Source organism: Caulobacter mirabilis, assembly GCF_002749615.1.
GTDB lineage: Bacteria > Pseudomonadota > Alphaproteobacteria > Caulobacterales > Caulobacteraceae > Caulobacter > Caulobacter mirabilis.
Genome location: NZ_CP024201.1, coordinates 1,699,807 through 1,723,209, shown reverse-complemented (window position 1 = coordinate 1,723,209; position 23,403 = coordinate 1,699,807). Strand labels below are relative to the sequence as shown.

Here is a 23,403-nt window from a genome sequence, read left to right as displayed (position 1 = left end):
CGATGCATGACCCTGCTATTGACCTCGCCGGCTGGACGGTCGCCTTCGACCTGGACGGCACCCTGATCGACACCGCGCCGGACCTGATCGGCGCCCTGAACGCCGTCCTGGTCGAGGAAGGCCTGCCGCCCGCGCCGATGACGGCGGTGCGGCAGCTGATCGGCCACGGTCTGCGGGCCATGCTGCCGCGCGGCTTCGCGCTGGCCGGCGCGACGATCTCCGAGACGCAGGTCGACGCGCTGTGGCCGCGGCTGCTGGAGACCTACAGGGGTCGCATCGCCCGCGACAGCCGCCCCTTCCCCGGCTGCCTCGACGCCCTGGCGACGCTCCGGGCGCGCGGCGCGCGGCTGGCCGTCTGCACCAACAAGGCCGAGGCGATGACCCACGCCCTGCTGGCGGAGCTGGACATGGCCCGCTGCTTCGACGCCGTCGTCGGCGGCGACACCCTGCCGGTCCGCAAGCCGGATCCGGCGCCTCTGCTGGAAGCGATCGCCCGCGCGGGCGGCGTCCCCCGGCGCGCGGTCATGGTCGGCGACGCCTCTCCGGACGTCGGCGCGGCCAGGGCGGCGGGCGCGCCCTGCCTGGTCGCCACGTTCGGCTACAATGACCTGCCGGCGGCGGAACTGGGCGGCGACCGGCTGTTCTCGCACTACTCGGAGCTCGAAGCGCTCATCGTGGCGCTCGCGGCGCCTTGCGAGGCGGCGGCCGACTCGCTATAGACCCGCCCTCCCCGGGGCGCTGGCCCCGTCGGCGGATGCGTAGCTCAGCGGGAGAGCACCTCGTTCACACCGAGGGGGTCACAGGTTCAATCCCTGTCGCATCCACCATTTTCCTCCTGGAAATCAGAGACCTGGCGTTGTGACGGCGTCCTTTCGCCGCCCGTCTCGCGACCGGCGTAGGATTCATCGCAGAAACGCAAAGGGACGCAGGCGCCGGCTGGCGTCCGCGTCCCTGAAGGCGATCCGCGAGGCGGATCAGCCGGCCTGAAGCATGTTGCCCAGGCCGATGACGACGGTGGAGCCCACCAGCAGCGCGATCCCCGTCCAGACCAGGCGTCGCGTGCGGGCGCTGGCGTCGGCCCACTCCTTCAGGGCGAAGCCCCACAGGGTGGAGAACAGGATGATGCTGGCCATGTGCAGCGTCCAGGACGAGAAGCCGTAGCGTCCCATCTGGCTCTCGCCCATCGAGTAGAAGAAGAACTGGAAGTACCAGAGCAGGCCGCCCAGGGCCGCCAGCAGATAGTTGGCCAGCAGCGGCATGCGGACCTGCCCCTCGGCCGGCGCCGCGCCGCGTCCGATCCACTCGCCGGCGGTGCGGTTCTTGAGGATCAGCCAGGCGCACCAGACCAGATTGGTGGTCAGGCCGCCGAGCAGCACCACGCACAGCACCGGCAGGCCCTGCATCAGCGGGGCGGAGCCCGCCGCCAGCGCCGCCTCGCGGATCGGCTGACCGGCGTCCAGGCCCCAGGCGAAGCAGCCCGACATCACGCCGGAGAAGATCGCCAGCAGGATGCCCTTCTTCAGGTCGAACTCGGCGACGCCTTGACGGGCTTCGCCCTGGGTCTCGCGCTCCTTGGCCCGTCCGGCCATGGCCACGACGACGATGCCGGCCAGGGTGATCAGGATGCCCAGCAGGGTCAGCTGGCCGCTCGGCGTCGCCGCGAGCTGGCCCAGCGTGCCGCGGAAGATCGGCGGGCCGAGCGTTCCGATGACCGTCGTCAGGCCCAGCGCCACGGCCATGCCCAGCGACAGGCCGAGGTAGCGCATGGTCAGGCCGAAGGTCAGGCCGCCGAAGCCCCAGGCCATGCCCCAGAACCAGCACCAGAACAGGGTCTTGCCAGACGCGCCGCCGATCACGCCCAGCAGGTCCGGCGTGTTGAACGCCGCGAACAGCCACGGCGCGATCAGCCATGAGAACAGGCCGCCGGTGAGCCAGAAGATCTCCCAGGACCAGCCCTTGATGCGCCGGTACGGGACGTAGAAGCTGGCCGAGGACAGGCCGCCCAGCCAGTGAAAGAAGACCCCCAGGAAAGGGTTCGGCGTCATGATGTGGTTCTCCCCCTAGGCGCGTCCCCGGTTCAGGCCAGGACGTCGCGTTTGATCTGGTCGATGCGGGTCACGCCGGTCAGGGCCATGGCCACCCGCATCTCCGCCTCGATGAGTTGAAGGACGTGGGCGACGCCCGCCTGTCCGCCGCCGGCCAGGGCGTAGGCCCAGGCGCGGCCGAGCAGGACCGTGTCGGCGCCCAGCGCCAGCATCCGGACGACGTCGAGCCCGGACCGGACGCCGCCGTCGGCCATGATCGTCAGCCGTCCCCCGACGGCGTCGGCGATGGCCGGCAGGGCCCGCGCGGTGGACGGAACGCCGTCCAGCTGGCGCCCGCCATGGTTGGAGACGACGATGCCGTCCGCGCCGAGTTGCGCGGCCTTCGCGGCGTCTTCCGGGTCCAGGATCCCCTTGATGACCAGGGGGCCTTTCCACTCGCTGCGGATGAACGCCAGGTCCGACCAGTCGATGGCCGGATCGAAGTTCTCGCGCATCCAGCGAAAGAAGTCCTCGAGCCCGGTCTGCGAGCCCAGCACCGGCGCGACGTTGCCCAGGTGATGCGGCGCGCCGCGCAGGCCGACGTCCCAGGCCCAGGCCGGCCGGCGCGCGGCCTGGAACGCCCGCCGCGCCGCCCCGGCGAGGCCGGACGCGCCGGCCAGCCCCGAGCGCAGGTCGCGGTAGCGCGAGCCCGGCACCGGCATGTCGACCGTGAAGACCAGCGTCGAGCAGCCCAGGTCCCGCGCCTTGGCCATCAGCTCGCGCATGAAGGCCCGGTCGCGGATCATGTAGAGCTGGAACCAGATCGGCCGGTCCACGGCGGCGGCGACCTCGTCCAGGCTGCAGACCGAGACGGTGGAGAGGGTGAAGGGCACGCCGGCCGCCTGCGCCGCTCGGGCCGCCTGGACCTCGCCCCGGCGGGCGTTCATCCCCGCCAGCCCGATCGGGGCCAGGGCGACGGGCAGCTTCAGCCGCTGGCCGAGGACCTCCGTGGAGAGATCGATGGCGGAGACGTCGCGCAGCACCCGCTGGCGCAAGGCGATCCGGCGCAGGTCGGCGACGTTGGCGGCCAGGGTCGTCTCGGCATAGCTGCCGCCGTCGATGTACTCGAACAGGAAGTGCGGCAGGCGACGACGGGCGACCTCGCGATAGTCCTCGATGGCGGCCGCCCTCATGCCGCGACCTCCACCCCGGCCGCCAGGCGGCGCCAATCGGCGGCGTAGCCGGAGATGTCGACCTCCAGCGGCTTCACCCGCTCGAGCGGCGCCGAGGGCGTTCCGGCGACGCCGATCAGCCGCAGGGCGCCGTAGGAGACGTCGTGCTGGGCGTTGGAGACGTAGACGGCGTCGTCCGGCCGCAGCGACGCCAGGGCCCGGACGAACACCTCGGCCTCGGCGAACCGCCCCTCGATCAGGATCGCCCGTCTCGCCCCAATCAGGCTCAAGGACGTGTCGGCGACCAGGGCCGCGTAGAGCGAAACCGCGGCCCGCACCGCATAAGGGTCCTCCGGCGCATTCAACCAGCGCCCCTCGGCGCCCGGGAACGGGCCGACGCCCGGCGTGAAGGTCGGCAGCACCATCGAGCGGGCGGCCACGACCTCCGGCGTCGCCGCCAGCAGCGCGGGCTGGTCGGGCTTGATGTCGATCCGGCGGGCGTCAACGCCGGACAGGATCTCGATCTCCCGGCCGCCCATGAACCGGGCGGACGGGATGGGCGCGCCATAGGCGTCGACGTTGATCAGGCAGTCCCGGCTTTCGGAGAGCCGGCCTGTATCCATCGACGCCTCCCGCCCGGGCGAGCGCATCGCCACGAACCAGGTGCCGGTCGACAGGACCGTGGCCTCCTCCCCCGCGATCTCGGCGAAGCCTCGGGCGGCCAGCAAGGCCGCGTTGGAATCATGCAGGCCGCAATGGACCTGGACGTCGGCGGGCAGACCCGTCCGCGCCGCCCAGTCGGCGGTGATCGGCCCCAGGACCTCGTCGGCGCGGCGCAGCGGAGCCAGCCGCCGATCCCAGCCGCGCGATACGGCTAGACGACTCGGCGCCGCCGCCATCGGCCGCCACAGGTCGCTGTGACAGCCCAGGCTGGTCACCTCGGTCGCCGCTACGCCCGACAGCCGCCAGGCCCAGTACTGCGCCCAGGTCAGGATCACCGCACCGTCGTCGAGCAGGCCGGGATGCAGGCGCTCGAGCCAAGCCAGCTGAACCGCGACGTTCAGGCCGGCGGGCAGGCCGGGAGAGCCCGTCTCGGCGAAAACGTCGCGGTCGGCGTCGTAGGCGGCCCGCAACGCCGCCGGCGGCGCGGCCTCGTAGTCCGGCGAGGGGCAGGCGAGTTGGCCGTCACGCAGAACCGCCACCGCGGCGCCGTGAGCGACCGGCACGATCGCCGAGATCCGGCCGTGCCTGGCGAAGCCGGAGAGCACCTCGATCGCCCAGGCCTCGACGCCCTCGGCGTCCAGGGCGGCATAGGCTCCGGCCTCCACGCGCCGATTGGGTCGGGTCTCACGAGCGACGAGCCCGCCGTCCCGCGTCCACAGGCTCAGCTTGGTCAGCGTCTTGCCGACGTCCAGGACGACCGTCAGTCCCTCTCGCAACGCGTCACTCCCCCGATGTCGTGATTGATATTTGTCGAAAGTGATCATATACGACCACATCATTCGACAAACGATCAAATTCTTTCAGGCCGCCGCGATGAAAATCGAAACCGAGTCCCCCGCCGCCCAGGCGGAAGCCCTGCCCTTCGCGGTCCCGCAAAGCCGCTGGAACGAGGCCGAGGCGGCGGCCATGACGCCGGAAGCGCTGCTGCTCTACCGCTCGAATCTGCTCGGCTCGGACCTGACCGTCACCAACTTCGGCGGCGGCAACACCTCGGCCAAACTGACCGCCGCCGACCCGCTTACCGGCGAGCCCGTCGAGGTGCTGTGGGTGAAGGGTTCGGGCGGCGACATCGGTTCGATGAAGCTGGACGGCTTCTCGACCCTCTACCTGGACAAGTTCCGCGCGACCGAGGCCCTGTACCGCGGCGTCGAGTTCGAGGACGAGATGGTCGGCTACCTGCCGCACTGCACGTTCAATCTGAACCCCCGCGCGGCTTCCATCGACACGCCGCTGCACGGCCTGCTGCCCTTCGCCCATATCGATCACGTCCATCCCGACGCCCTGATCGCCCTGGCCGCCTCGTCCGGCGGCGAAGCTGCGGTGAAGGCCATCTGGAAGGGCGAGATCGGCTGGCTGCCCTGGAAGCGCCCGGGCTTCGAGCTGGGCGTGCAGATCCGCGAGTATGTAAAGGCCAACCCCGGCCTGCGCGGCGTCATGCTGGCCGGCCACGGAATCATCTGCTGGGCCGAAACCGCCCACGCCTGCTACGAGAACACCGTCGCCCTGATCGCCGACGCCGCCGAGTACCTGAACGGCAAGCTGTCCGGCCGCCCGGCGTTCGAGGGCGCGGCGGTCCCGTCGCTGCCGGCGGCCGAACGCGCCGCCCTGGCCGCCTCCCTGATGCCCCGCCTGCGCGGAAACATGCCCGGCGACCGCGCCAAGGTCGGCCACTTCAGCGACGATCCGGAGGCGCTGGAGTTCGTCGGCTCCAAGGCCTTCGAGCGCTTGGCCGCGATCGGCACCTCCTGCCCCGACCACTTCCTGCGCACCAAGATCGCGCCGCTGACGCTCGATCCGGCGCGCCTGGGCGACGACGCCTACCTGGCCGAACAGTTCGAGATTTATCGCCAGGGTTACGCGGCCTACTACCAGCGGTGCGCCCGTCCGACCGACCCGAAGATGCGCGACCCGAACCCGGTGGTGATCCTGGTTCCCGGCCTGGGCCGCATCACCTTCGCCGCCGACAAGACCACCGCCCGCCTGGCCGGCGAGTTCTACGGCAACGCCATCAACGTCATGCGCGGCGCCGAGGCGATCGGCGACTACATCGGCCTGCCGGAACAGGAAGCCTTCGACATCGAGTACTGGGCCCTGGAAGAGGCCAAGCTGCAGCGGATGCCGGCGCCCAAGCCTCTGGTCGGCAAGGTGGCGCTGGTCACCGGCGGCGGCGGCGGCATCGGCCGCGCGACGGCGGCCCGGCTGCTGTCGCAGGGCGCCTGCGTGATGATCGTCGACCTGAACGCCGAAGCCTCGGAAAGCGCCCAGGCCGAGCTGGCCAGGACCTTCGGTCGCGACGTCGTCCGCTCGGCGGTCTGCGACGTCACCGACGAGGCCCAGGTCGCCGACGCTTTCGCCGCCTGCGCCCGTGAGTTCGGCGGCCTGGACATCCTGGTGGCCAACGCCGGCATCGCCTCCTCGGCGCCGATCGAGGAGACCACCGTCGCCCTGTGGCGCAAGAACTACGACGTCCTGGCCGAGGGCTACTTCCTGACCAGCCGCGCCGCCTTCCCGCTGATGAAGCTGCAGAAGGGCGGATCGATCGTCTTCATCGGCTCCAAGAACGCCCTGGCCGCCACGCCCGGCGCGTCCGCCTACGCCTCGGCCAAGGCCGCCTCGCTGCATCTGGCCCGTTGCCTGGCGCTGGAAGGGGCGAGCGACGGCATCCGGGTCAACACGGTGAACCCCGACGCGGTCATCCGCGGCTCGCGGATCTGGGACGGCGACTGGCGCAAGGAGCGCGCCGGCGCCTACGGCATCGACGCCGGCGACGAGTTGGAGGCCTTCTACCGCAACCGCTCGATGCTCAAGCGCAGCGTGTTGCCCGAAGATATCGCCGAAGCGGTCTACTTCCTGGCGTCCGACGCCTCCGCCAAGTCGACGGGCAACATCATCAATGTGGACGCCGGCAACGCGCAGGCCTTCACTCGCTAGGTCCGAAGCATCGTCCCGCTTCAAGGACCTGGCGCGGCGGCCGGCGACGGGGAAAGCGCCGGCCGCCCCTTCAACGAACAGAACCAAGGGAAAGAGACGACGATGGGCCTGCCGCTGACCGAAGAGGCGATCGCCAGCCACAACGCCCCGCGCCATGAGGCCCTGGCGGACGAGTACGACAGCCTGGGCCGGGCGCTGGCCCGCCGCGGCGTCGACATCGCCGCCGTAAAGGCCAAGGTCGCGGGCTTCTCGGTCGCCCTGCCCTCCTGGGGCAGCGGCGTCGGCGGCACCCGTTTCGCCAAGTTCCCGATCCCCGGCGAGCCGACCAACATCCACGAGAAGCTCGAGGACTGCGCCGTCGTCCAGCAGCTGAGCCGGGCGACGCCGCGCGTCTCGCCGCACTTCCCGTGGGACTTCGTCGACGACTACGACGGCCTGCGCCAGGAGGCCGCGGCGCTGGGCCTGGGCTTCGACGCGGTCAACTCCAACACCTTCCAGGACCAGCCGGGCCAGCCGCGCTCCTACCGGCATGGCAGCCTGACCTCGACCGACGCCGGCGTCCGCGCCCAGGCGGTCGAGCACAATATCGAGTGCATCGAGATCGGCCGGAAGCTGGGCAGCCAGGCCCTGACCGTCTGGGTCGGCGACGGAACCAACTTCCCGGGCCAGCAGAGCCTGGGCGCCTCGCTCGACCGCTACCTCGACAGCGCCGCCGACATCTACGCCGCCCTGCCCGGCGACTGGCGGATGCTGCTCGAGCACAAGATGTTCGAGCCGGCGTTCTATTCGACCGTGATCTCGGACTGGGGCTCGTCGATCCTGGCCGCCCAGGAGCTGGGTCCCAAGGCCCAGTGCCTCGTGGATCTCGGCCACCATGCGCCGAACGTGAACATCGAGCAGATCGTCGCGCGCCTGCACCGCTTCGGAAAGCTGGGCGGCTTCCACTTCAACGATTCCAAGTACGGCGACGACGACCTCGACAGCGGCAGCATCAACCCGCACCAGCTGTTCCTGGTGTTCAACGAACTGGTCGAGGCCGAGCTGAACCCGCGCCAGGGCTTCAACCCGGCCTACATGATCGACCAGTCGCACAACGTCACCGACCCGATCGAGAGCATGCTGTCCTCGGCCGAGGCGATCGTCGGCGCCTACGCCAAGGCGCTGCTGGTCGACCGCGAGGCGCTGACGGCGGCTCAGCAGTCCAACGACGTGATGATGGGCTTCCAGGCCCTGCGCCAGGCCTACCGCACCGACGTCACGCCGATCCTGGCGATGGCGCGGGCCGAGGCCGGCGGCGCGATCGACGCCATCGCCGCCTACCGCGCCAGCGGTTGGCGGGAGCGGAAGGCGCAGCAGCGCAAGCCCGTCGGGCTCGGCGCGGGCATCGTCTGACCGCCTACCCCGTCGGCCGTCCTGGCGGCCGTCTCCGGCGCGAACTCCGCTTCCTCCCTGGACGGTTCGCGCTTTTCTTGCGCACAGCCTTGAGCCGCCGGTCCTGCCGGCGGCTCCTTTTTTGCCCCGATCGCGGCTCGACCTTCGGCCCAGGTGAGCGAAGTTGATTGCAGTCGATTGCGAACCGATCGAAATAGGTTCCGGGATCGAGGACTGGGGACAAGCATGCACGCCGCCGAACGCGAGCAACTGATCCTGCAACTGATGCAGGACCGAGGCTTCATCGGATTCAAGGAACTCGATCGGCGGATCGAGGCGTCCCCCGCCACCCTGCGCCGCGATCTCGACCGGCTGGAGACCGAGGGCCGCATCATTCGGGTGCGCGGCGGCGCTCGGCTGCCTTCGGCCCAGGGCGAACCCGACCGGCTCAGCGGCGACCCCTTTCACGAGAACATCGGCCGCCAGCCGGCGCAGAAGGCCGCCATCGGCCGCGCGGCGGCGGCGCTGTGCTCGCCGGGCGAGGCGGTGATCATCGACGGCGGCTCGACCACCCTGCAGATGTGCCCGCACCTGGCGCCGCTGGGCCTGCAGGTGCTGACCAACTCGCTGCACATCGTCAGCGCCCTGCTGCCGCAGACGGGCACCCGGATCACCATTCCCGGCGGCCAGGTGTTCCGGGAGCAGAACATCGTCCTCAGCGCCTTCGACGAAGACGGCGCCGGGCGCTTCCACGCCGCCCGGATGTTCATGGGCGCCCAGGCCGTCAGCCGTCACGGCGTGATGCAGAGCGACGTCCTGCTGGTCCAGTCGGAGCGCAGGCTGCTGGGGCGGGCGAACGAGATCGTCCTGATGGTCGACAGCAGCAAGTTCTCCGCCTCGGCCGGTCACGTCCTGTGCCCGCTGGAGCAGGTGGCCATCCTGATCACCGACGACGGCCTGGCCGACGCCGACGCCCAGGACGTCGAGCGCGCCGGAGCCAGGCTGATCGTCGCGCCGGTCGAAACCCGTCCGGCGCGACGGTAGCCGTTCCTACGCAGCCGACGAGACAAGGCGGAACACGCCCGAGCCGGCCACGACGACGACACGGTCGCCCTCACGGCGCAGGATCCGGACATATCCCTGCTCGCCCACGACCTTGCCGCCCTCGCGAACGACGGCGCCCGGCAGATGCACCTCGGCTTCGGCGTTGGGCGGCACGGTCAGGTCGAGACTGAAGCCGCCTTCCGTCCGCTTCCAGTCGGTGACGATCCGGCCCATGACGCTGTCATAGGTCCCGCCGCCGTACGGCAGACGGGCGTCCACGACCGGCCGCACGCGGATGCGGCGGAACCCCGCGTCCAGCGGCTCGATCGCGGCCAGGCGGCGGTACATGAACCCGGCCACGGCCCCGAAGGCGTAGTGGTTGTAGCTGTTCATCGACACGTCGCCCGTGTCGCCGTTCCAGCGCTCCCACATGCTGGTCGCGCCCTTGTCGACCATGTAGCCCCAGGACGGGAACGCCCGCTGCTGCAGCAGCGCCACGGCGACGTCCTCATGGCCGTTCTCGCACAGCGCGTCGAGGATGTAGGGCGTGCCGAGGAAGCCGGTGTTCAGGCGGTTGCCGCGCTTGATCACGTCGTCGGCCAGTTTCTTCGCCGAAGCCGCCCTCAGGTCTTCCGGCACGAGGCCGAACCGCAGAGCCAGGATGTGGCTGGTCTGGCTGTCGCTGCCGACCGTTCCGTCCGGCTTGACGTAGGCTTTCACGAACGCCGCGCCGATGTCCGCGCGGAGCTTGCGATAGCGTTCCGCAGCTTCCGTGCGGCCCGAGGCCTCCGCCATCTCGGCCATGTAGCCGGCGTCCAGCGCCCAGAAGGCGGTGCCGATCAGCTCCTTGGGCGTCAGCTCGTTGCTGCGGTCGACGGCTTCGGGATTGAGCCAGTCGCCGTAGTCGATGCCGCGCTTGTTGCGCCAGCGGAAGTCCGGGTTGGCGTCGGCGATGTGCTTCAGCCAACGCTCCATGGCGTCCCAGTTCTCGTCGATGACGCCGGTGTCGCCGTACTGGCGATACAGGGTCCAGGGCAGGATCACCCCGCCGTCGGCCCAGCCCGGCGAGCCGTCCCAGCTGGCCGGGAACGGCGTCACGTCCGGGAACGAACCGTCTTTGGTCTGGGCGGTGCGGGCGTCGCCCATGAATCGCCGGGTGAAGGCGTCGACGTCCATGTTGTAGCTGGCGGCGTTCCAGAACACCTGGGCGTCGCCCAGCCAGCCCAGGCGTTCGTCGCGCTGCGGGCAGTCCGTCGGCAGGCCGACGAGGTTGGACCGCTGGCTCCAGACGGCGTTGCGCCAGACCTGCTCGATCAGCGGATCGGACGTCCGCAGCGTGCCGGTCAGGGCCGCGTCGCTGTGGATCACCACCGCCTCGATCGCGTCGGCCGGCGGCTGACCCGGGTAGCCGGTCAGCTCCAGGTAGCGGAAACCGTGATAGGTGAAGCGCGGCTCCCAGACCTCGGTCCCCTGCCCCTTGAGGACATAGACGTCGGTCGCCTTGGCCCCGCGCAGGTTGGCGACGTCGACGCCGCCGTCGGCCTTGATCACCTCGGCGAAGCGCAGTTGGACGCGGGTCCCCGCCGCGCCCTTCACCTTCAGCCTGACCCAGCCGGAAAAGTTCTGGCCGAAGTCGTAGACATGCACGCCCGGCGCGACGGTCTTCACCGCCTTGGCCTTGAGGCGCTGGGTCTCGCGGATCGGCGGGGCGACCTGGCCGGCCAGGGCGATCTCGGGCGTCTCGACCGCGACGGCCTTGGCCCAGCCCTCGGCGGCGAAGCCGGGTCCTGACCAGCCGCCCAGTTCGCGGCGGGCGTCGTAGACCTCGCCGTTGTAGATTTCGCTGCTCAGGATCGGCGACGGGCCGCTCAGCCAGCTTCCGTCGCTGGCGATCGTCTCGACCGTTCCGTCGGCGTAGGTCAGCTCCAGCTGAGCCTTCAGGCGGTTCGGCGGCGGGCCGAAGCTCCAGCGGCCGTTGTTCCAGCTGAACGCGCTGCCGTACCAGCCGTCCGCGAGGAAGGCGCCGAGGGCGTTCTCGCCCTTCTTCAGCAGGCCGGTCACGTCATGGACCTGATAGAGGGCGCGCTTGCGGAAGTCGGTCGACTCCGGCGCCAGCAGGCCGGTCCCGACCTTCCTGCCGTTGATCTGAGCCTCGTAGCCGCCCAGGGCGGTAGCGTAGAGCCGCGCCCGCGCGACCGGCCGCGAGACCGTGAAGCTCCGGCGCAGCAGCGCCGCTGGACGCGCCGGCCAGGGCGGGCTGAGACCCCAGGGCTGAGCCGAGCCGACCGCCAGCCAGCCGGCGTCGGTCGTCCAGTCAGCCCCCTCGGCTGGCCGGGTCTGCCACTTGGTGCTGGAGGTCACCCGCACAACGCTGCCGTCGGCCATGGTCGCGCGCAGCAAAGCCGAGAACACGGCCGGGGTCTTCGGCAGCGCGGCGGGATCGGTGGCGATCTCCAGCCCGATGACGTTGGCGCCCGCCTGCAGCCGGTCGCCCGGATCCAGCTCGCGCATCGTGCCCCACATCGGCTGCCAGCCGGGTTGAGGGACCTCGTCGCCGTTGAGCCAGACGGTGGTCAGACGATCCTTGCCGGTGACCAGCAGCTCGGCCTTCACCGGCTTCCCTGGCAGGTCGAACTTCAGCCGGAACCGGCGCGGCTTGGGATCGGCCATGGTGTTGCCGAACACCCAGATCATCCCCGCCTTGCGATCGGCCTCGGCTTCGGGATCCGGCGCGGCGATCCAGTCGCCCTTCCAGTCGGCCTTGTCGAGCAGGCCCATCTCGAACGACGAGGCTGGGCCGATGATCGGACCGGCGCGCCCCTCGATCCAGACGCTGACGCGCCAGGCGACGGGCTGGCGCGAGGCCAGCGCCGGGCCGCCCCAGGCGACGTCGAAGCTGCGGTTGCTCTCGACCTTGCCGCTGTCCCACAGCCAAGGGCCGGCCCCGAGTTGCGCCTCGGACGCGGCGGCCTGGACCTGATAGGCGACCTGACGCAGCCCCCTCGCCTTGCCGTCCAGCCGCCAGGAGAACCGCGGCCTGGGGTTTTCCAGTCCCAAGGGCCGGTCGATATAGTCGGTCCGCAGATCCACGACCTTCGCCGAGGCGCCCGCGGCCAGGGCGGGACCGGCCGTCACGACCGGCGCCGTCGCGCCGACGCCGGCGGCCATGAGGAGCGATCGCCTGGAAACACGCGCCTTACCCATCACTTCGCCGCCGGAACCTTGCAGGAGAAGCTCGCCGCCTCGTCGGTCGAGCCCTTGCCGTCCCAGGTCGCGACCTTCGGCCAGGCGCACAGCGGACGGGTGCGCACGACGTTGGCGCCCGGCATGTCGAGCAGCGCGGCGTAGTCGTTGTCGTACTTGGTGGCGAGGACCTGTTCCGGCGCCTGGCCCTTCTCGACCCAGTCGACCACCGATTGCAGCATGTCGAAGCTGTTCGGGCCCGGGCCGCCCAGGCAGTGCGAGACGCCCGGGGCCATGAACAGGCGGCTGAAGCCGTCGGCCTTGGCCGGCGTCATCTTCGACCGGACGGCGTCGTAGTACTCAATCGTCGCATAGGGGCTGATCGCCGCGTCGGCCCAGCCGTGGAACAGGATCAGCTTGCCGCCGCTCTTGGCGAAGGCCGACATGTCCGGATTGTCCGACGCCAGCGTCGGACCGACCGTCTTGGTCGTGTCGGCCAGCGCCTTGCCCAGGTCGAAGTTGGCCGGGAAGTCCCAGGCCGCGTCTGAATAGACCATGTTGCGGTAGAACGACCGGGCGAAGGACGGATGCTGCGCCTTCTCGCCGCTGACCCACAGGGTCCAGGCGTTCGGCACGGCTTCGCCGCCCGCCGGATAGCCCGGGAACAGCGGCTTGCCCGAGGCGTCGCGCGGGCCCTGGTACAGCGCCTTCAGCGCGACGACCTGCGGGGCGGTCAGGCAGTCGTCCTTGTCGCCGTCCTTGCACTGGATGGTCGCCGGATCGAAGCGGCAGCGGCGCGGATCCTCAATCACCCCGTCGGCGACGCCGTCCAGCTTGTCGCAGCTGGCCAGGGCGGCGGCCTGGATCGCCGGCAGCTTGGCGTCCGGGATACGGCTGGCGGCGTCGGCGTGCGCGGACTTCCAGCTCCAGGCCATCGAGGTCATCAGGCGCGGCCAGGCGTTGGCCGGGGCGCCGGCGACGATGCCGTCGAAGTCGTCCGGATAGCGCTGGGCCTCCATCAGCGCCTCGCGCCCGCCGTCCGAGCAGCCGTGGAAGTAGGAGTAGTTCGGGCCCTTGCCGTAGTAGGCGGCGGTCACGGCCTTGGCGAAGACGGCGGTGACGTGGTTGGCGCGATGGCCGAAGTCGGCGATCAGCTCCGGCTGGTTCAGGGCCCAGGAGGCGTCCTCGCCGGTGCTGCCGTCGCCGCTGTGGCCCAGGTCGGTGCCGGCGGTGACGTAGCCCTTGTGCAGGGACGGCCGCATGGCCAGGCGCGGCTGGCCGAGGCTGCCGCCGTAGCCGCCGTTGCCCGTGGCCATGAAGCGGCCGTTCCACTCGCCGGCGTCGGGCAGCCAGACCTCGACCTTCACATTCGACTTGGGCGTCGGCTTCAGCGTCGCCTCGACGCGGCAGAAGGCCTTCATGGTCGGCAGCGGCGGGATGCCGAAGACGCCGATCTCGACGCCGTCGCCTGCCGCGTACGGCTTGGCCGAGGTGATGGTCGCGTCCTTGAAGGTCGCCTTGGCCAGATCTTCGCAGGACGCGGCCTGGGCCGCGCCGGCGGCCAGCAGGGCGCCGGCTCCGGCGGTCATGGCGAGGGCCAAACGGGTGCGGGTCATGAGCGGTACTCCGTCGGTCGTCAGCTGTTCGAAACGGGGGTCGAGCCCGCGCGCGCGGCGATCTCCTCGACCATGCGGCCGTGAGTCTTGCGGTCGAGCGGATAGAAGAAGATCAGGGCCAGCGAAATCAATCCGCCGACGAAGGGCCACCAGAACATCATCGCCTTGATGCCCGCGAGCGTCTCGGGGGTCTGGGCCTGGTTGGCGACATAGCCGACGTGGGTCAGCAGCAGGCCCAGGAAACCCGCGCCCAGGCCGAGCGCGGCCTTCTGGCCCAGCACGGTCAGGCCGAAGACCAGGGATTCGGTGCGCACGCCGCTCTTCCATTCGCCGTACTCGACGGTGTCGGGCAGCATGGCCCAGAAGCAGACGACGTAGGACGCGCCGCCAAACGCCTGCAGGGCGAGCGAGCCGAACAGCATCGGCAGGCCGTGGCCGTCGGCCAGATGCCACAGGACCAGGCCGGCCAGGCCGGGAATGGAGCCGACCAGCCAGGTGTTCCGCTTGCCGATGAAGCGGATGACCACGGTCCAGACCGGCACGAACAGCACCGCGACCAGGGCGCTCAGGGCCAGGGCCGCGCTGCCGAGCTCCGGCTTACCGACCACGTACTTGAAGTAGTAGAGCAGGTTCTTGCCGAACATCGTGCTGGCGAACGAGCTGACCAGCACCGCGCCGAGCACCAGCAGCAGGGCCCGGTTGGACAGCAGGCTGCGCAGCACCTGGCCAACCGGACGCGGCGCCGGCGGGGTCTCGTCGGCGACGTCCAGTCCCTTCGCGGCCCAGGCCACGCCCAGGATGATCAGCGTCGCCAGGACTCCGTAGACCGCGCCGACGATGGCCCAGCCGCGGCGTGGATCCTCGGGCGTGCCCAGGGCCTGCACCACCGGCAGGGTCAAGGCGGCCACGCCGACCGCGCCGAGCGCCGCGAACACCATGCGAATGCCGGCCAGGTCGCCGCGCTGGGCGCTGTCGCGGGTGATCCGGGCGAAGAGCGAGGCGTAGGGGATGGAGACGACTGCGTAGAGCGTCCGGAACAGGATGTGCGTCCCGGCCGCGAAGGCCACCGCTCCGACGGTCGGATAGGCCGGCCCGACGAAGGTGGCCACGAAGGTCACGGCCAGCAGCGGCGCGCCGAACAGGAAGTACGGGCGATAACGGCCCCAGCGGGTGCGCGTGCGGTCGGCGATCACCCCGATCACCGGATCGAGGGCGGCGTCCCAGATCAGGGCGGCCATGTAGATCAGCCCCGCCGTGGCCGCGGGCACGCCCAGGCCGTCCGTATAGAAGAACAGCAGGTAGAGGCCGGCCGTCTGCCAATACAGGTTGAAGCCGAAGTCCCCGGCTCCGATCGCGATCTTGCGGGCGGCCGTCAGCCGCGCCCCCTGTGACATTCCGTTTTCCCCGTCTCGGCCGGTGCGGTCTGGACCAAACCGGTCCGCCGTCTTATTCACCAGTTGCATAACGAGTCGCACAATGACGCCGAGGGACGAAATGTCAAAGCTTCTGATCGATGTCCGTGGAGAGAATTTCGTCGACCCGCTCGGCAGGCAAGTGATCCTTCGCGGAGTCAACCTGGGCGGGGACTGCAAGGTCCCCTACCCCGACGGCGGCACCGAGAATCCAACCGACTTTTCCGACCATCGCACCGTCAGCTTCGTGGGCCGTCCCTTTCCGCTCGAGGACGCCGACCTGCACCTGTCGCGACTCACCGGCTGGGGCTTCAACGTGCTGCGCCTGCTGGTCACCTGGGAGGCGGTCGAGCACGCCGGCCCCAGCCAGTACGACGAGGCCTATCTCGACTACATCGCCGAAGTGGCGCGGAAAGCCGGCGAGCACGGCCTGGTGCTGTTCGTGGACTTCCACCAGGACGTCTGGAGCCGGATGAGCGGCGGCGACGGGGCGCCGGGCTGGATCTTCGAAGCCGTCGGCCTGGACATGACCAAGTTCCACGCCGCCGACGCCGTCCACGTCATGCAGCACAAGTACGACTACGGCCGCGAGGAACGGCGTCAGGAAGACCGCTACCCGATGATGAGCTGGGCGTCGAACTACCGCCTGCCCGTCAACGGCATCATGTGGACGGCCTTCTTCGCGGGTTCGCTGCTGACGCCCGACTGGAAGGTCGGCGGCAAGAACGTCCAGGACTTCCTGCAGGACCACTACATCGGCGCGGTGACCGCCCTGGCCAAACGGGTGAAGCACCTGCCCAACGTCGTCGGCTTCGACAGCCTGAACGAGCCGGGCCTGGGCTGGGTCGGCGAGAAGCTGTCGCAGCACCATACCGCCCCCACCGTCGACAACCCCACCCCGCTGCGGCCTGGCCCGAGCTGGACCCCGCTTGAGGCGCTGAAGGCGGCCCGCGGCCTGCCGACGACCGTGCCTGTGCTCGGCTGGGGCGAGGACCGCAACTCGCTGATCGTGAAGAGCGAGACCCTGGCCAACGCCGACGGCGTCAGCATCTGGCTGGACGACGGTCCCGACCCGTTCGAACGCGCCGGCGCCTGGCGGCTGGAGAACGGCGAGGCGGTCGTGGTCGACGAGGACTTCTTCAAGGTTCATGCCGGCAAGCGCCTGGACCATGAGGACGACTTGATGCAGCCCTTCTACGCCAAGGTCGCCGCGGCAATCCGGGCCGTGCGGAGCGACTGGATCCTGTTCGCCGAGCTCAGCCCCTACGTCTTCGGCACCGGCCGCGGCTTCCCCGAGCCGATGCCCGAGCGGACCGTCAACGCCAGCCACTGGTACGACATCAACATCCTGCGCTTCAAACGCTTCGACACGGGCGCCGACCTGTCGGCCCTGAAGGCGAAGTACATGCAGCAGCTCGGCTACCTGCGCATGCTGGGCGGGCGGATCAACGGCGGCTCGCCCACCCTGATCGGCGAGTTCGGCATCCCCTACGACCTCAACGAGGGCCAGGCCTACGACCAGTGGGCGGCGGGCGAGCGCGACGAGGGCGTCTGGAACGCCCACGCCACGGCCCTGGGCCTGATGTACGATGTCCTGGACGCTCTGCAGCTGAACTCCACCCAGTGGAACTACACCGCCAGCAACCGCAACGACCTGCGCGTGGGCGACAGCTGGAACCAGGAGGACCTGTCGATCTATTCGATCGACCAGCGCACCTCGAATGATCCCATGTCCGGCGGTCGCGCCGTCGCCGGCTTCAGCCGCCCCTACGCCCAGCGCACCCAGGGGCGGATCGAGCAGATGCGGTTCGACGCCGGTAAGCGGCTGTTCACGCTGCAGTACGAGGCCGACCCGAGCATCGACGGCCCGACCGAGATCTTCGTGCCGGTCGCGCAGCTGACGACGACGCTGAGCGTCACGCTGTCGGACCCGGCGGCTCGCTGGGAGCACGCGCCGAACGAACAGCTGGTCCGCGTCTGGGCCGGCGCCGCGGGCTCGACGACGGTCACGCTCAGCGCGGGGTAGATCGCCCCGACCACCGCCTCATCCTCTCGCTCGTCGCGAGGATCCCTGCGTGGTGGGTGAAATGAGAAGGGCGCGGATCACTCCGCGCCCTTCTTGCTGTCGGCGGTGTTCATGGGTCCTCGCGACGAGCGCGAGGATGACGGGAACAGGCGTCAGGCCGTCTTCTGCTCCGCCAACCCCAGCTCGGCGATCATCGCGGCGCGGATCTCGAACTTCTGGATCTTGCCGGTCACCGTCATCGGGAAGGCCTCCACGAACCGCACGTAGCGCGGGACCTTGTAGTGGGCGATCTGGCCGCGGCAGAAGTCGACGATCTCGGCCTGCGTCGCCGTCTCGCCGGCGCGCAGCTTCACCCAGGCGCAAAGCTCCTCGCCGAACTTCGGATCGGGCACGCCCACGACCTGGACGTCCTCGACCTTGGGGTGGCGGAAGAGGAACTCCTCGATCTCGCGCGGGTAGACGTTCTCGCCGCCGCGAATGACCATGTCCTTGATCCGCCCGACGATGTTGCCGTAGCCCTCGTCGTCGATCACGGCGAGGTCGCCGGTGTGCATCCAGCCCTCGGCGTCGACGGCCTCGGCGGTCTTCTCCGGATCGTCCCAGTAGCCCAGCATCACCGAATAGCCCCGCGTGCACAGCTCGCCCGGCTCGCCGCGCGGCACAGGGTTGCCGAAGGCGTCGACGACCTTCACCTCCAGGTGCGGCTGGACGCGGCCGACGGTCGAGACCCGCCGCTCGACGGGATCGTCGACCGAGGTCTGGAAGCTGACCGGACTGGTCTCGGTCATGCCGTAGGCGATGCCGACCTCGCGCATGTTCATGCGATCGATCACCTTGCGCATCACCTCGATCGGACAGGGCGAGCCGGCCATGATCCCCGTCCGCAGTGACGAGAGGTCGAAGCGCTCGAACTCCGGGTGCTCCAGCTCGGCGATGAACATCGTCGGCACGCCGTGCAGGCCGGTGCAGCGCTCCTTTTCGACGGTCGACAGGACGGCCAGCGGATCGAAGCCCTCGGACGGGTAGACCATGGTCGCGCCGTGCACCGTGCAGGCCAGGTTGCCCATGACCATGCCGAAGCAGTGGTAGAGCGGCACCGGTATGCACAGCCGGTCGCCGGCCCTCAGCCCCATCGCCGCCCCCACGAACTGGGCGTTGTTCAGGATGTTGCGGTGGGACAGGGTCGCGCCCTTGGGCAGGCCGGTCGTGCCGCTGGTGAACTGGATGTTGATCGGGTCGTTGCGATCCAGCCGCGCGCCGATCTCGGTCAGGCGAGCCTGGTCCTCGCCGGACGCCCGGGCCGGCGCATCCGCGAACGCCAGCCAGCCCGAACGCGGGGCCGCGCCCATCTTGATCACCGTCGTCAGCGTGGGAATGCGCTCCGCCTTGAGGGCGCCAGGGCGGGCGACGGCGATCTCCGGCGCCAGGGCCTCGACCATGCCGACATAGTCGCTGGTCTTGAAGGCCTCGGCGCAGATCAGCGCCCTGACCCCGACCTTGTTCAGCGTGTACTCGAGCTCGGACAGCCGGTAGGCAGGGTTGATGTTGACCTGGATCAGCCCCGCTCGCGCCGTGGCGAACTGGGCCAGCGCCCATTCGGCGCTGTTGGGGCCCCACACCCCGACCCGATCGCCGGGCTCGAGACCCAGCGCCAGCAGCCCCGCCGCGAAGGCGTCCGCCCTGGCCAGCAACTCCGACCAGGTCCAGCGCACGCCCTGGTGCGCCGAGACCAGCGCCTCGGCGTCCGGCCAGCGTCGAGCCGCCATAGCCAGGGCCTCGCCGATGGTGTGTTCCAGCAGAGGCGGCGCCTCGGCGCCCCGCACGAGGCTGACGGCCTGGGTCACTGCGGTCTCCTTCCCGGTCTTCACCCAAAAGAATGGGCGCGACGGCGGTCGCCGTCACGCCCAAGTCATGCGCAGGACGAAAAGATCAGTAGCGGACGTTCAGGGCCACGCCGTAGCGACGGAAGGCGTCGCCGGTCAGGATCTGGCTGTACTCGCCGTCGGCGCCGAACACGGTCCCGAACAGGGCGCTGGGGAACCGCTCGTCGGTCAGGTTCTTGCCCCACACCGAGAAGCGCCAGCGACCGTCGGCGGTCTCCACGCCGACGGCGCCGCTGAGGATGCCGTAGGCGTCGATCTTGGTGCCGGGATCACCGGCGGCCGAGGCGTTGACGTCGCTGCGCCAGCTGTAGTCGGCCTGGACGAAGCCCTCGAAGTTCTCGGTGATCGGGCGCTGATACTTGCCCGACAGCGCGACCTTCCACTCCGCCGCGCCGGCCAGCGATTGACCCGACGGGTTGTAGCCCTTCAGACCGCCGCCAAAATCGACGCACTTGCCCGGTCCGGCGTTGGCCGGCGGAACAGTGGGCTGGCCCGGGTAGCAGCTGATGTAGCCGAAGGTCCCATACTTGGCGTCCAGCCAAGTGGCGGCCGCCGTCAGCACGAGCCCCTCGATCGGGGCGGCGGTCACATCCACCTCGAAGCCGCGGGACTTCAGGTCGCCGCCGTTGATGGTGCGGAAGGCCGGCGGCGCCGGGGCGAGCGAGTAGTCCAGCGTCTGGGCCTGGTAGTCCTCGAACTTGGTGTCGAAGATCGCCAGGTTCAGGATGGCCTTGCCGCCCGGCAGCACCGTCTTCAGGCCGATCTCGTAGCTGGTCGGATACTCCGGGTCGACGCGCTGGCTCTGAAGCGGGTTGGTCACGCCGGTCTGGTTGAACCCCGGTCCCTTGTAGCCGCGCGAGATGGTCGCGTAGGCCATCGTCACCGGCGTGATGTCGTACTGCACGCCCAGACGCCAGGAGAAGTTGCTCTCCTCGACCGCGTCGGACAGTTTGACGTTCGGGCCGATCACGAAGGGCGGCGGGTTGGCGCCGAACTGGTCGAAGTCGAGCGAGATGTTGTCCCGCGTGAAGCGGCCGCCGACGATGAAACGCAGCTGCTCGGTCGCGTTATAGGTGGCCTGGCCGAAGAGAGCCCGGCTCTCGGTGACGACGTGGTTCCGGATGGTCTGGTTCAAGACCGGCGGAACGAACGGCAGGTTGAAGGTGCCGGTCTGCACCGTCGTCTGGTCGGTCGTCATCTTGAAGTAGTAGACGCCCGCCACGTACTCGAGCCGCTCGCCGGTCGGCGAGGCGATGCGCAGTTCCTGGCTGACCTGGCGGATGTCCTGGTTGCTCAGATTGGTGTTCAGGATGTTGATCGGCAGGCTGTCGGAGTCGCCGCTGGAGAAGTCGAAGTCGCGACGCCCGGCGGTGATCGAGGTCAGGGTGTAGCCGCCGCCGATGTCCCAGTTCACCTGGGCCGAGAAGCCGTAGTTCTCGCGATCCTTGAACTGCGGACCGTCGATGCAGACGTTGGTGTTGTCCGGCGACGCCTTCACGCCGCAGTTGGCCAGCATGAGCGCCGCGCGGGTGCCCAGCAGGGTCTTGTACGGCGACCAGGTCACCGTCTGATCCTGCTTGGCGTAGTCGGCCGTGATCAGCACGTCGATGGCGTCGGTCGGCCGCCACAGCAGCTTGGCCCGGGCGCCCCACTCGTCGTTGCCGTTGAAGCTGCGGCCGTCGAACTTGTTGCTCAGCACGCCGTCGAGCTTGTTGACGAAGCCGCCCACGCGCAGCGCGACGTCCTCGCCGAGCGGCACGTTCACGGTGGCGTCGGACTTGTTGTAGCCGCCCTCGCCGAGGTTGAAGTTGCCGGCGAAGCCGAAGTCGCCGAGCACCGGGTTCTTGGTCACGATGCTGACCACGCCCGAGGAGGCGTTCTTGCCGAACAGCATGCCCTGCGGGCCGCGCAGGATTTCCACGCGCTCGAGGTCGTAGAAGCTGCCCAGCGCCATCTCCGGCCGGCCCAGCACGACGCCATCCAGCACCGTCGAGACGGTCGGCTCGATCGAGGTCGAGAAGGTCGCCGTGCCGACGCCGCGGATCGAGATGCCGAACGACGTGGCCTCGAAGCTCGGGACGATCAGCTTCAGCTGGTCGACATTGGCGATGTTCTGGCGCTCGAGCTGCTCGCCAGAGGCGACGCTGACGGCGATCGGCACGTCCTGAAGGCGCTCTTCGCGCTTCTGGGCGGTGACGACGACCTCGGTGACCGAGGTCTCGTCGCCGGCGTCCTGCGCCAGGACCGGTTGGGCCGCGAACGCGAGCGCCAGGCCCGCGCCCGCGAACAGGGCGTTCTTGAAGCTTTGCATAGTCCCCTCCCCTTCTTGTGGGACGGCCTTACGGCCTTGTCTGAAGCTTGCCGATCGCGTCGAGCGGACCGGCGTCGGGCTTGGCCGCAGCCGGCCCGTCGTTGGTGAAAGACAGAAGCGTGTCGGCGGCGCGGCCGTAGGCCGGCCAGGTCGCGCGGCCCGAACCGTTCGGATCTCCGCCCTTGGCGAAGGTTGTCCAGTAGTCCCCGACCAGCGTGGCGGCGGCCTCGTCGGCTGGCGTCGTCTTGACGTCCAGCGCCGACAGGTTGCCGAACACGAAGGCCAGTTCCGAAGCGTGCGGCGCGCCCTTCAGCGACTTGCGCTTGGCCTCCGGCACATAGCCGAAGCTGTAGAGCCAGGTCGGGGCGCCGGCCTGGGCCTGGAAGCCCGCCAGGCGTCGCGCCGGCTCGACGAAGTTGAAGTCGCTGAGGAAGCGGTCGTTCATGGCCGACTTGGAGCCATAGGCGGCCTCCACCCCGGCCGTGTCGCCGTCGATCTGCTTCAGCGCCTTGGACACCAGCCCGCCACGGAACAGCGCCGGGATGACGCCCATCTCGTCGCTGTTGGCGCCGACCAGGTACGGGACCTTGGCCTGCTTGCCAGCCGCGAAGCCGTCGACGGCGTTGCTGGTCACCAACCGGCCGTCGATGAAAGGCCCGGAATAGGTCGCGTCCTCCATGTTCAGAAGGTCGAGATTGCCCAGCAGCGTCTTGGCCGGCAGCGCGCGAAGCGCGGCCAGGTCATTGCCCGTCACGCCGGCCTTGACCGCGAAGGCCTTGCCGACAGTTTCCGCGGAGGGCTTGGTCGGGCGATCCTGGCTCAGCAGGGCCAGGGCGTCGCGACCGCCGCCGGACTGGGCGATGGCCCGGGCGAACAGGCCGCGCGACGGCGCCATCAGCATGTGCTGGTTGACCGAGCCGCCGCCGGCGCTCTCGCCGAAGATCGTGACCTGGGCCGGATCGCCGCCGAAGGCGGAGATATTGCGCTTGACCCATTCGAGGGCCGCGATCTGGTCCATGTAGCCGTAGTTGCCGACCGGCGCATCGCCGGCCTCGGCCGTCAGGGCCGGATGGGCGAAGAAACCGAAGCGGCCCAGGCGGTAGTTGAAGGTCACGACGATCACGCCGCGCTTGGCCAGCTTGGCGCCGTCGAACAGGGCCTGGCTGCCCGAGCCCATCACATAGCCGCCGCCGTGGATCCAGACCATGACCGGCGCCTTGGCCGCCCGCTCGGGCGCCCAGACGTTGACGGTCAGGCAGTCCTCGTTCTGCGGCTCCTTGGACTGGGTGGGATCCCAGCCCGGCTTGTTCTGAATGCAGTCGAAGCCGAAGCGGTCGGCCTCGCGCACGCCCTGCCAGGCCGCCGCCTTGGCCGGCGCGCGCCAGCGCAGGTCGCCGACCGGCGGAGCCGCGTAGGGAATGCCCTTGAACACCTTGACGCCGTCGGCTTGCCGACCGCGCAGCGCGCCGGTCTCGACCTGCGCCTCGACCGCCTGCCCGCCCGCGGGCTGCTGGCTGGCGGCAGGCTGCGCGCAGGCGGCGGCCAGGACGGCGACGCCGGCCAGCAGCGACAACATGCGCCGCGACGACTGCGATCGACTGGAAACGCTCACCCGGTACCTCCCGACGACCCATGGCCGCATCTTCGCCGTTGTGCCCCGGCGCGTTGACGACATATTATACAACTGCATAACGAAGTCGAGCGGGT

Annotated in this window: 14 protein-coding genes and 1 tRNA gene; 6 read left to right on the top strand and 9 right to left on the bottom strand. The window is 69.8% G+C overall.

Annotated features, from left to right (window positions below):
* Nucleotides 1–2 precede the first annotated feature (2 nt).
* Nucleotides 3–719 carry a phosphoglycolate phosphatase gene (gph, locus tag CSW64_RS08365; protein WP_099621680.1) on the top strand — a complete coding sequence of 239 codons (717 nt, stop codon included), beginning with the start codon at nt 3–5 and terminating at the stop codon, nt 717–719.
* A 33-nt stretch (nt 720–752) separates the two neighbouring features.
* Nucleotides 753–827, top strand: a tRNA-Val gene (locus CSW64_RS08360).
* A 147-nt stretch (nt 828–974) separates the two neighbouring features.
* Here the strand turns inward: CSW64_RS08360 and rhaT are convergent.
* Genes rhaT through CSW64_RS08345 form a run of 3 tightly spaced genes read right to left on the bottom strand, consistent with a single transcriptional unit; the run spans nt 975 to nt 4,635 of the window.
* The gene (rhaT, locus tag CSW64_RS08355) at nt 975–2,045 is read right to left on the bottom strand and encodes an L-rhamnose/proton symporter RhaT (protein ID WP_099621679.1); all 1,071 of its coding nucleotides are present in this window, start codon (nt 2,043–2,045) and stop codon (nt 975–977) included.
* Nucleotides 2,046–2,077: 32 nt separating this feature from the next.
* Entirely contained in the window at nt 2,078–3,217 is a 1,140-nt protein-coding gene (gene lldD, locus CSW64_RS08350) for an FMN-dependent L-lactate dehydrogenase LldD (protein WP_099621678.1), read from the bottom strand.
* Nucleotides 3,214–4,635, bottom strand: coding sequence for an FGGY-family carbohydrate kinase (locus tag CSW64_RS08345; RefSeq protein WP_245863872.1), 1,422 nt, complete (start codon nt 4,633–4,635; stop codon nt 3,214–3,216). Before CSW64_RS08345 ends, lldD begins: the two co-directional genes overlap by 4 nt.
* Nucleotides 4,636–4,732: 97 nt before the next feature.
* On the opposite strand from CSW64_RS08345, the gene CSW64_RS08340 reads away from it, so the two are divergent.
* The 3 genes from CSW64_RS08340 to CSW64_RS08330 all read left to right on the top strand — a co-directional run bounded on the left by CSW64_RS08340 (nt 4,733) and on the right by CSW64_RS08330 (nt 9,265).
* Nucleotides 4,733–6,850, top strand: a complete 2,118-nt coding sequence (locus tag CSW64_RS08340; RefSeq protein WP_099621677.1) for a bifunctional rhamnulose-1-phosphate aldolase/short-chain dehydrogenase — start codon at nt 4,733–4,735, stop codon at nt 6,848–6,850.
* Between the two features lie 102 nt (nt 6,851–6,952).
* Entirely contained in the window at nt 6,953–8,242 is a 1,290-nt protein-coding gene (gene rhaI / locus CSW64_RS08335) for an L-rhamnose catabolism isomerase (RefSeq protein WP_099621676.1), read from the top strand.
* Between the two features lie 225 nt (nt 8,243–8,467).
* Nucleotides 8,468–9,265, top strand: a complete 798-nt coding sequence (locus tag CSW64_RS08330) for a DeoR/GlpR family DNA-binding transcription regulator (RefSeq protein WP_099621675.1) — start codon at nt 8,468–8,470, stop codon at nt 9,263–9,265.
* A gap of 6 nt (nt 9,266–9,271) precedes the next feature.
* On the opposite strand, the gene CSW64_RS08325 is transcribed toward CSW64_RS08330, so the two are convergent.
* Genes CSW64_RS08325 through CSW64_RS08315 form a run of 3 tightly spaced genes read right to left on the bottom strand, consistent with a single transcriptional unit; the run spans nt 9,272 to nt 15,458 of the window.
* Nucleotides 9,272–12,433: a glycoside hydrolase family 78 protein gene (locus CSW64_RS08325; protein WP_245863871.1), complete on the bottom strand. Its 3,162-nt coding sequence runs from the start codon at nt 12,431–12,433 to the stop codon at nt 9,272–9,274.
* Between the two features lie 35 nt (nt 12,434–12,468).
* Nucleotides 12,469–14,064 carry a tannase/feruloyl esterase family alpha/beta hydrolase gene (locus tag CSW64_RS08320; RefSeq protein WP_099621673.1) on the bottom strand — a complete coding sequence of 532 codons (1,596 nt, stop codon included), beginning with the start codon at nt 14,062–14,064 and terminating at the stop codon, nt 12,469–12,471.
* A gap of 20 nt (nt 14,065–14,084) precedes the next feature.
* Nucleotides 14,085–15,458 (bottom strand): MFS transporter, encoded by a 1,374-nt coding sequence (locus CSW64_RS08315; RefSeq protein WP_099621672.1) that lies wholly within the window; start codon nt 15,456–15,458, stop codon nt 14,085–14,087.
* 100 nt (nt 15,459–15,558) lie between these two features.
* Here CSW64_RS08315 and CSW64_RS08310 point away from each other — a divergent pair, with 100 nt between their 5' ends.
* A complete protein-coding gene (locus CSW64_RS08310; RefSeq protein WP_099621671.1) occupies nt 15,559–17,502 on the top strand; it encodes a glycoside hydrolase family 5 protein in 1,944 nt (647 codons plus the stop codon).
* A 152-nt stretch (nt 17,503–17,654) separates the two neighbouring features.
* Here the strand turns inward: CSW64_RS08310 and CSW64_RS08305 are convergent, their stop codons facing one another.
* From CSW64_RS08305 to CSW64_RS08295, 3 genes are all read right to left on the bottom strand, one after another.
* The gene (locus CSW64_RS08305) at nt 17,655–19,346 is read right to left on the bottom strand and encodes an AMP-binding protein (protein WP_099621670.1); all 1,692 of its coding nucleotides are present in this window, start codon (nt 19,344–19,346) and stop codon (nt 17,655–17,657) included.
* A gap of 85 nt (nt 19,347–19,431) precedes the next feature.
* Entirely contained in the window at nt 19,432–21,696 is a 2,265-nt protein-coding gene (locus CSW64_RS08300; RefSeq protein WP_099621669.1) for a TonB-dependent receptor, read from the bottom strand.
* 28 nt (nt 21,697–21,724) lie between these two features.
* Nucleotides 21,725–23,308, bottom strand: a complete 1,584-nt coding sequence (locus CSW64_RS08295) for a carboxylesterase/lipase family protein (RefSeq protein WP_172448499.1) — start codon at nt 23,306–23,308, stop codon at nt 21,725–21,727.
* Between the last annotated feature and the right edge of the window lie 95 nt (nt 23,309–23,403).

Bases quoted from the DNA above. Each gene is read 5' to 3' on its own strand.
- gph (WP_099621680.1), top strand. From the start codon at position 3: ATGCATGACCCTGCTATTGACCTCGCCGGCTGGACGGTCGCCTTCGAC.
- rhaT (WP_099621679.1), bottom strand. From the start codon at position 2,045: ATGACGCCGAACCCTTTCCTGGGGGTCTTCTTTCACTGGCTGGGCGGC.
- lldD (WP_099621678.1), bottom strand. From the start codon at position 3,217: ATGAGGGCGGCCGCCATCGAGGACTATCGCGAGGTCGCCCGTCGTCGC.
- CSW64_RS08340 (WP_099621677.1), top strand. From the start codon at position 4,733: ATGAAAATCGAAACCGAGTCCCCCGCCGCCCAGGCGGAAGCCCTGCCC.
- rhaI (WP_099621676.1), top strand. From the start codon at position 6,953: ATGGGCCTGCCGCTGACCGAAGAGGCGATCGCCAGCCACAACGCCCCG.
- CSW64_RS08330 (WP_099621675.1), top strand. From the start codon at position 8,468: ATGCACGCCGCCGAACGCGAGCAACTGATCCTGCAACTGATGCAGGAC.
- CSW64_RS08325 (WP_245863871.1), bottom strand. From the start codon at position 12,433: ATGGCCGCCGGCGTCGGCGCGACGGCGCCGGTCGTGACGGCCGGTCCC.
- CSW64_RS08320 (WP_099621673.1), bottom strand. From the start codon at position 14,064: ATGACCCGCACCCGTTTGGCCCTCGCCATGACCGCCGGAGCCGGCGCC.
- CSW64_RS08315 (WP_099621672.1), bottom strand. From the start codon at position 15,458: ATGTCACAGGGGGCGCGGCTGACGGCCGCCCGCAAGATCGCGATCGGA.
- CSW64_RS08310 (WP_099621671.1), top strand. From the start codon at position 15,559: ATGTCAAAGCTTCTGATCGATGTCCGTGGAGAGAATTTCGTCGACCCG.
- CSW64_RS08300 (WP_099621669.1), bottom strand. From the start codon at position 21,696: ATGCAAAGCTTCAAGAACGCCCTGTTCGCGGGCGCGGGCCTGGCGCTC.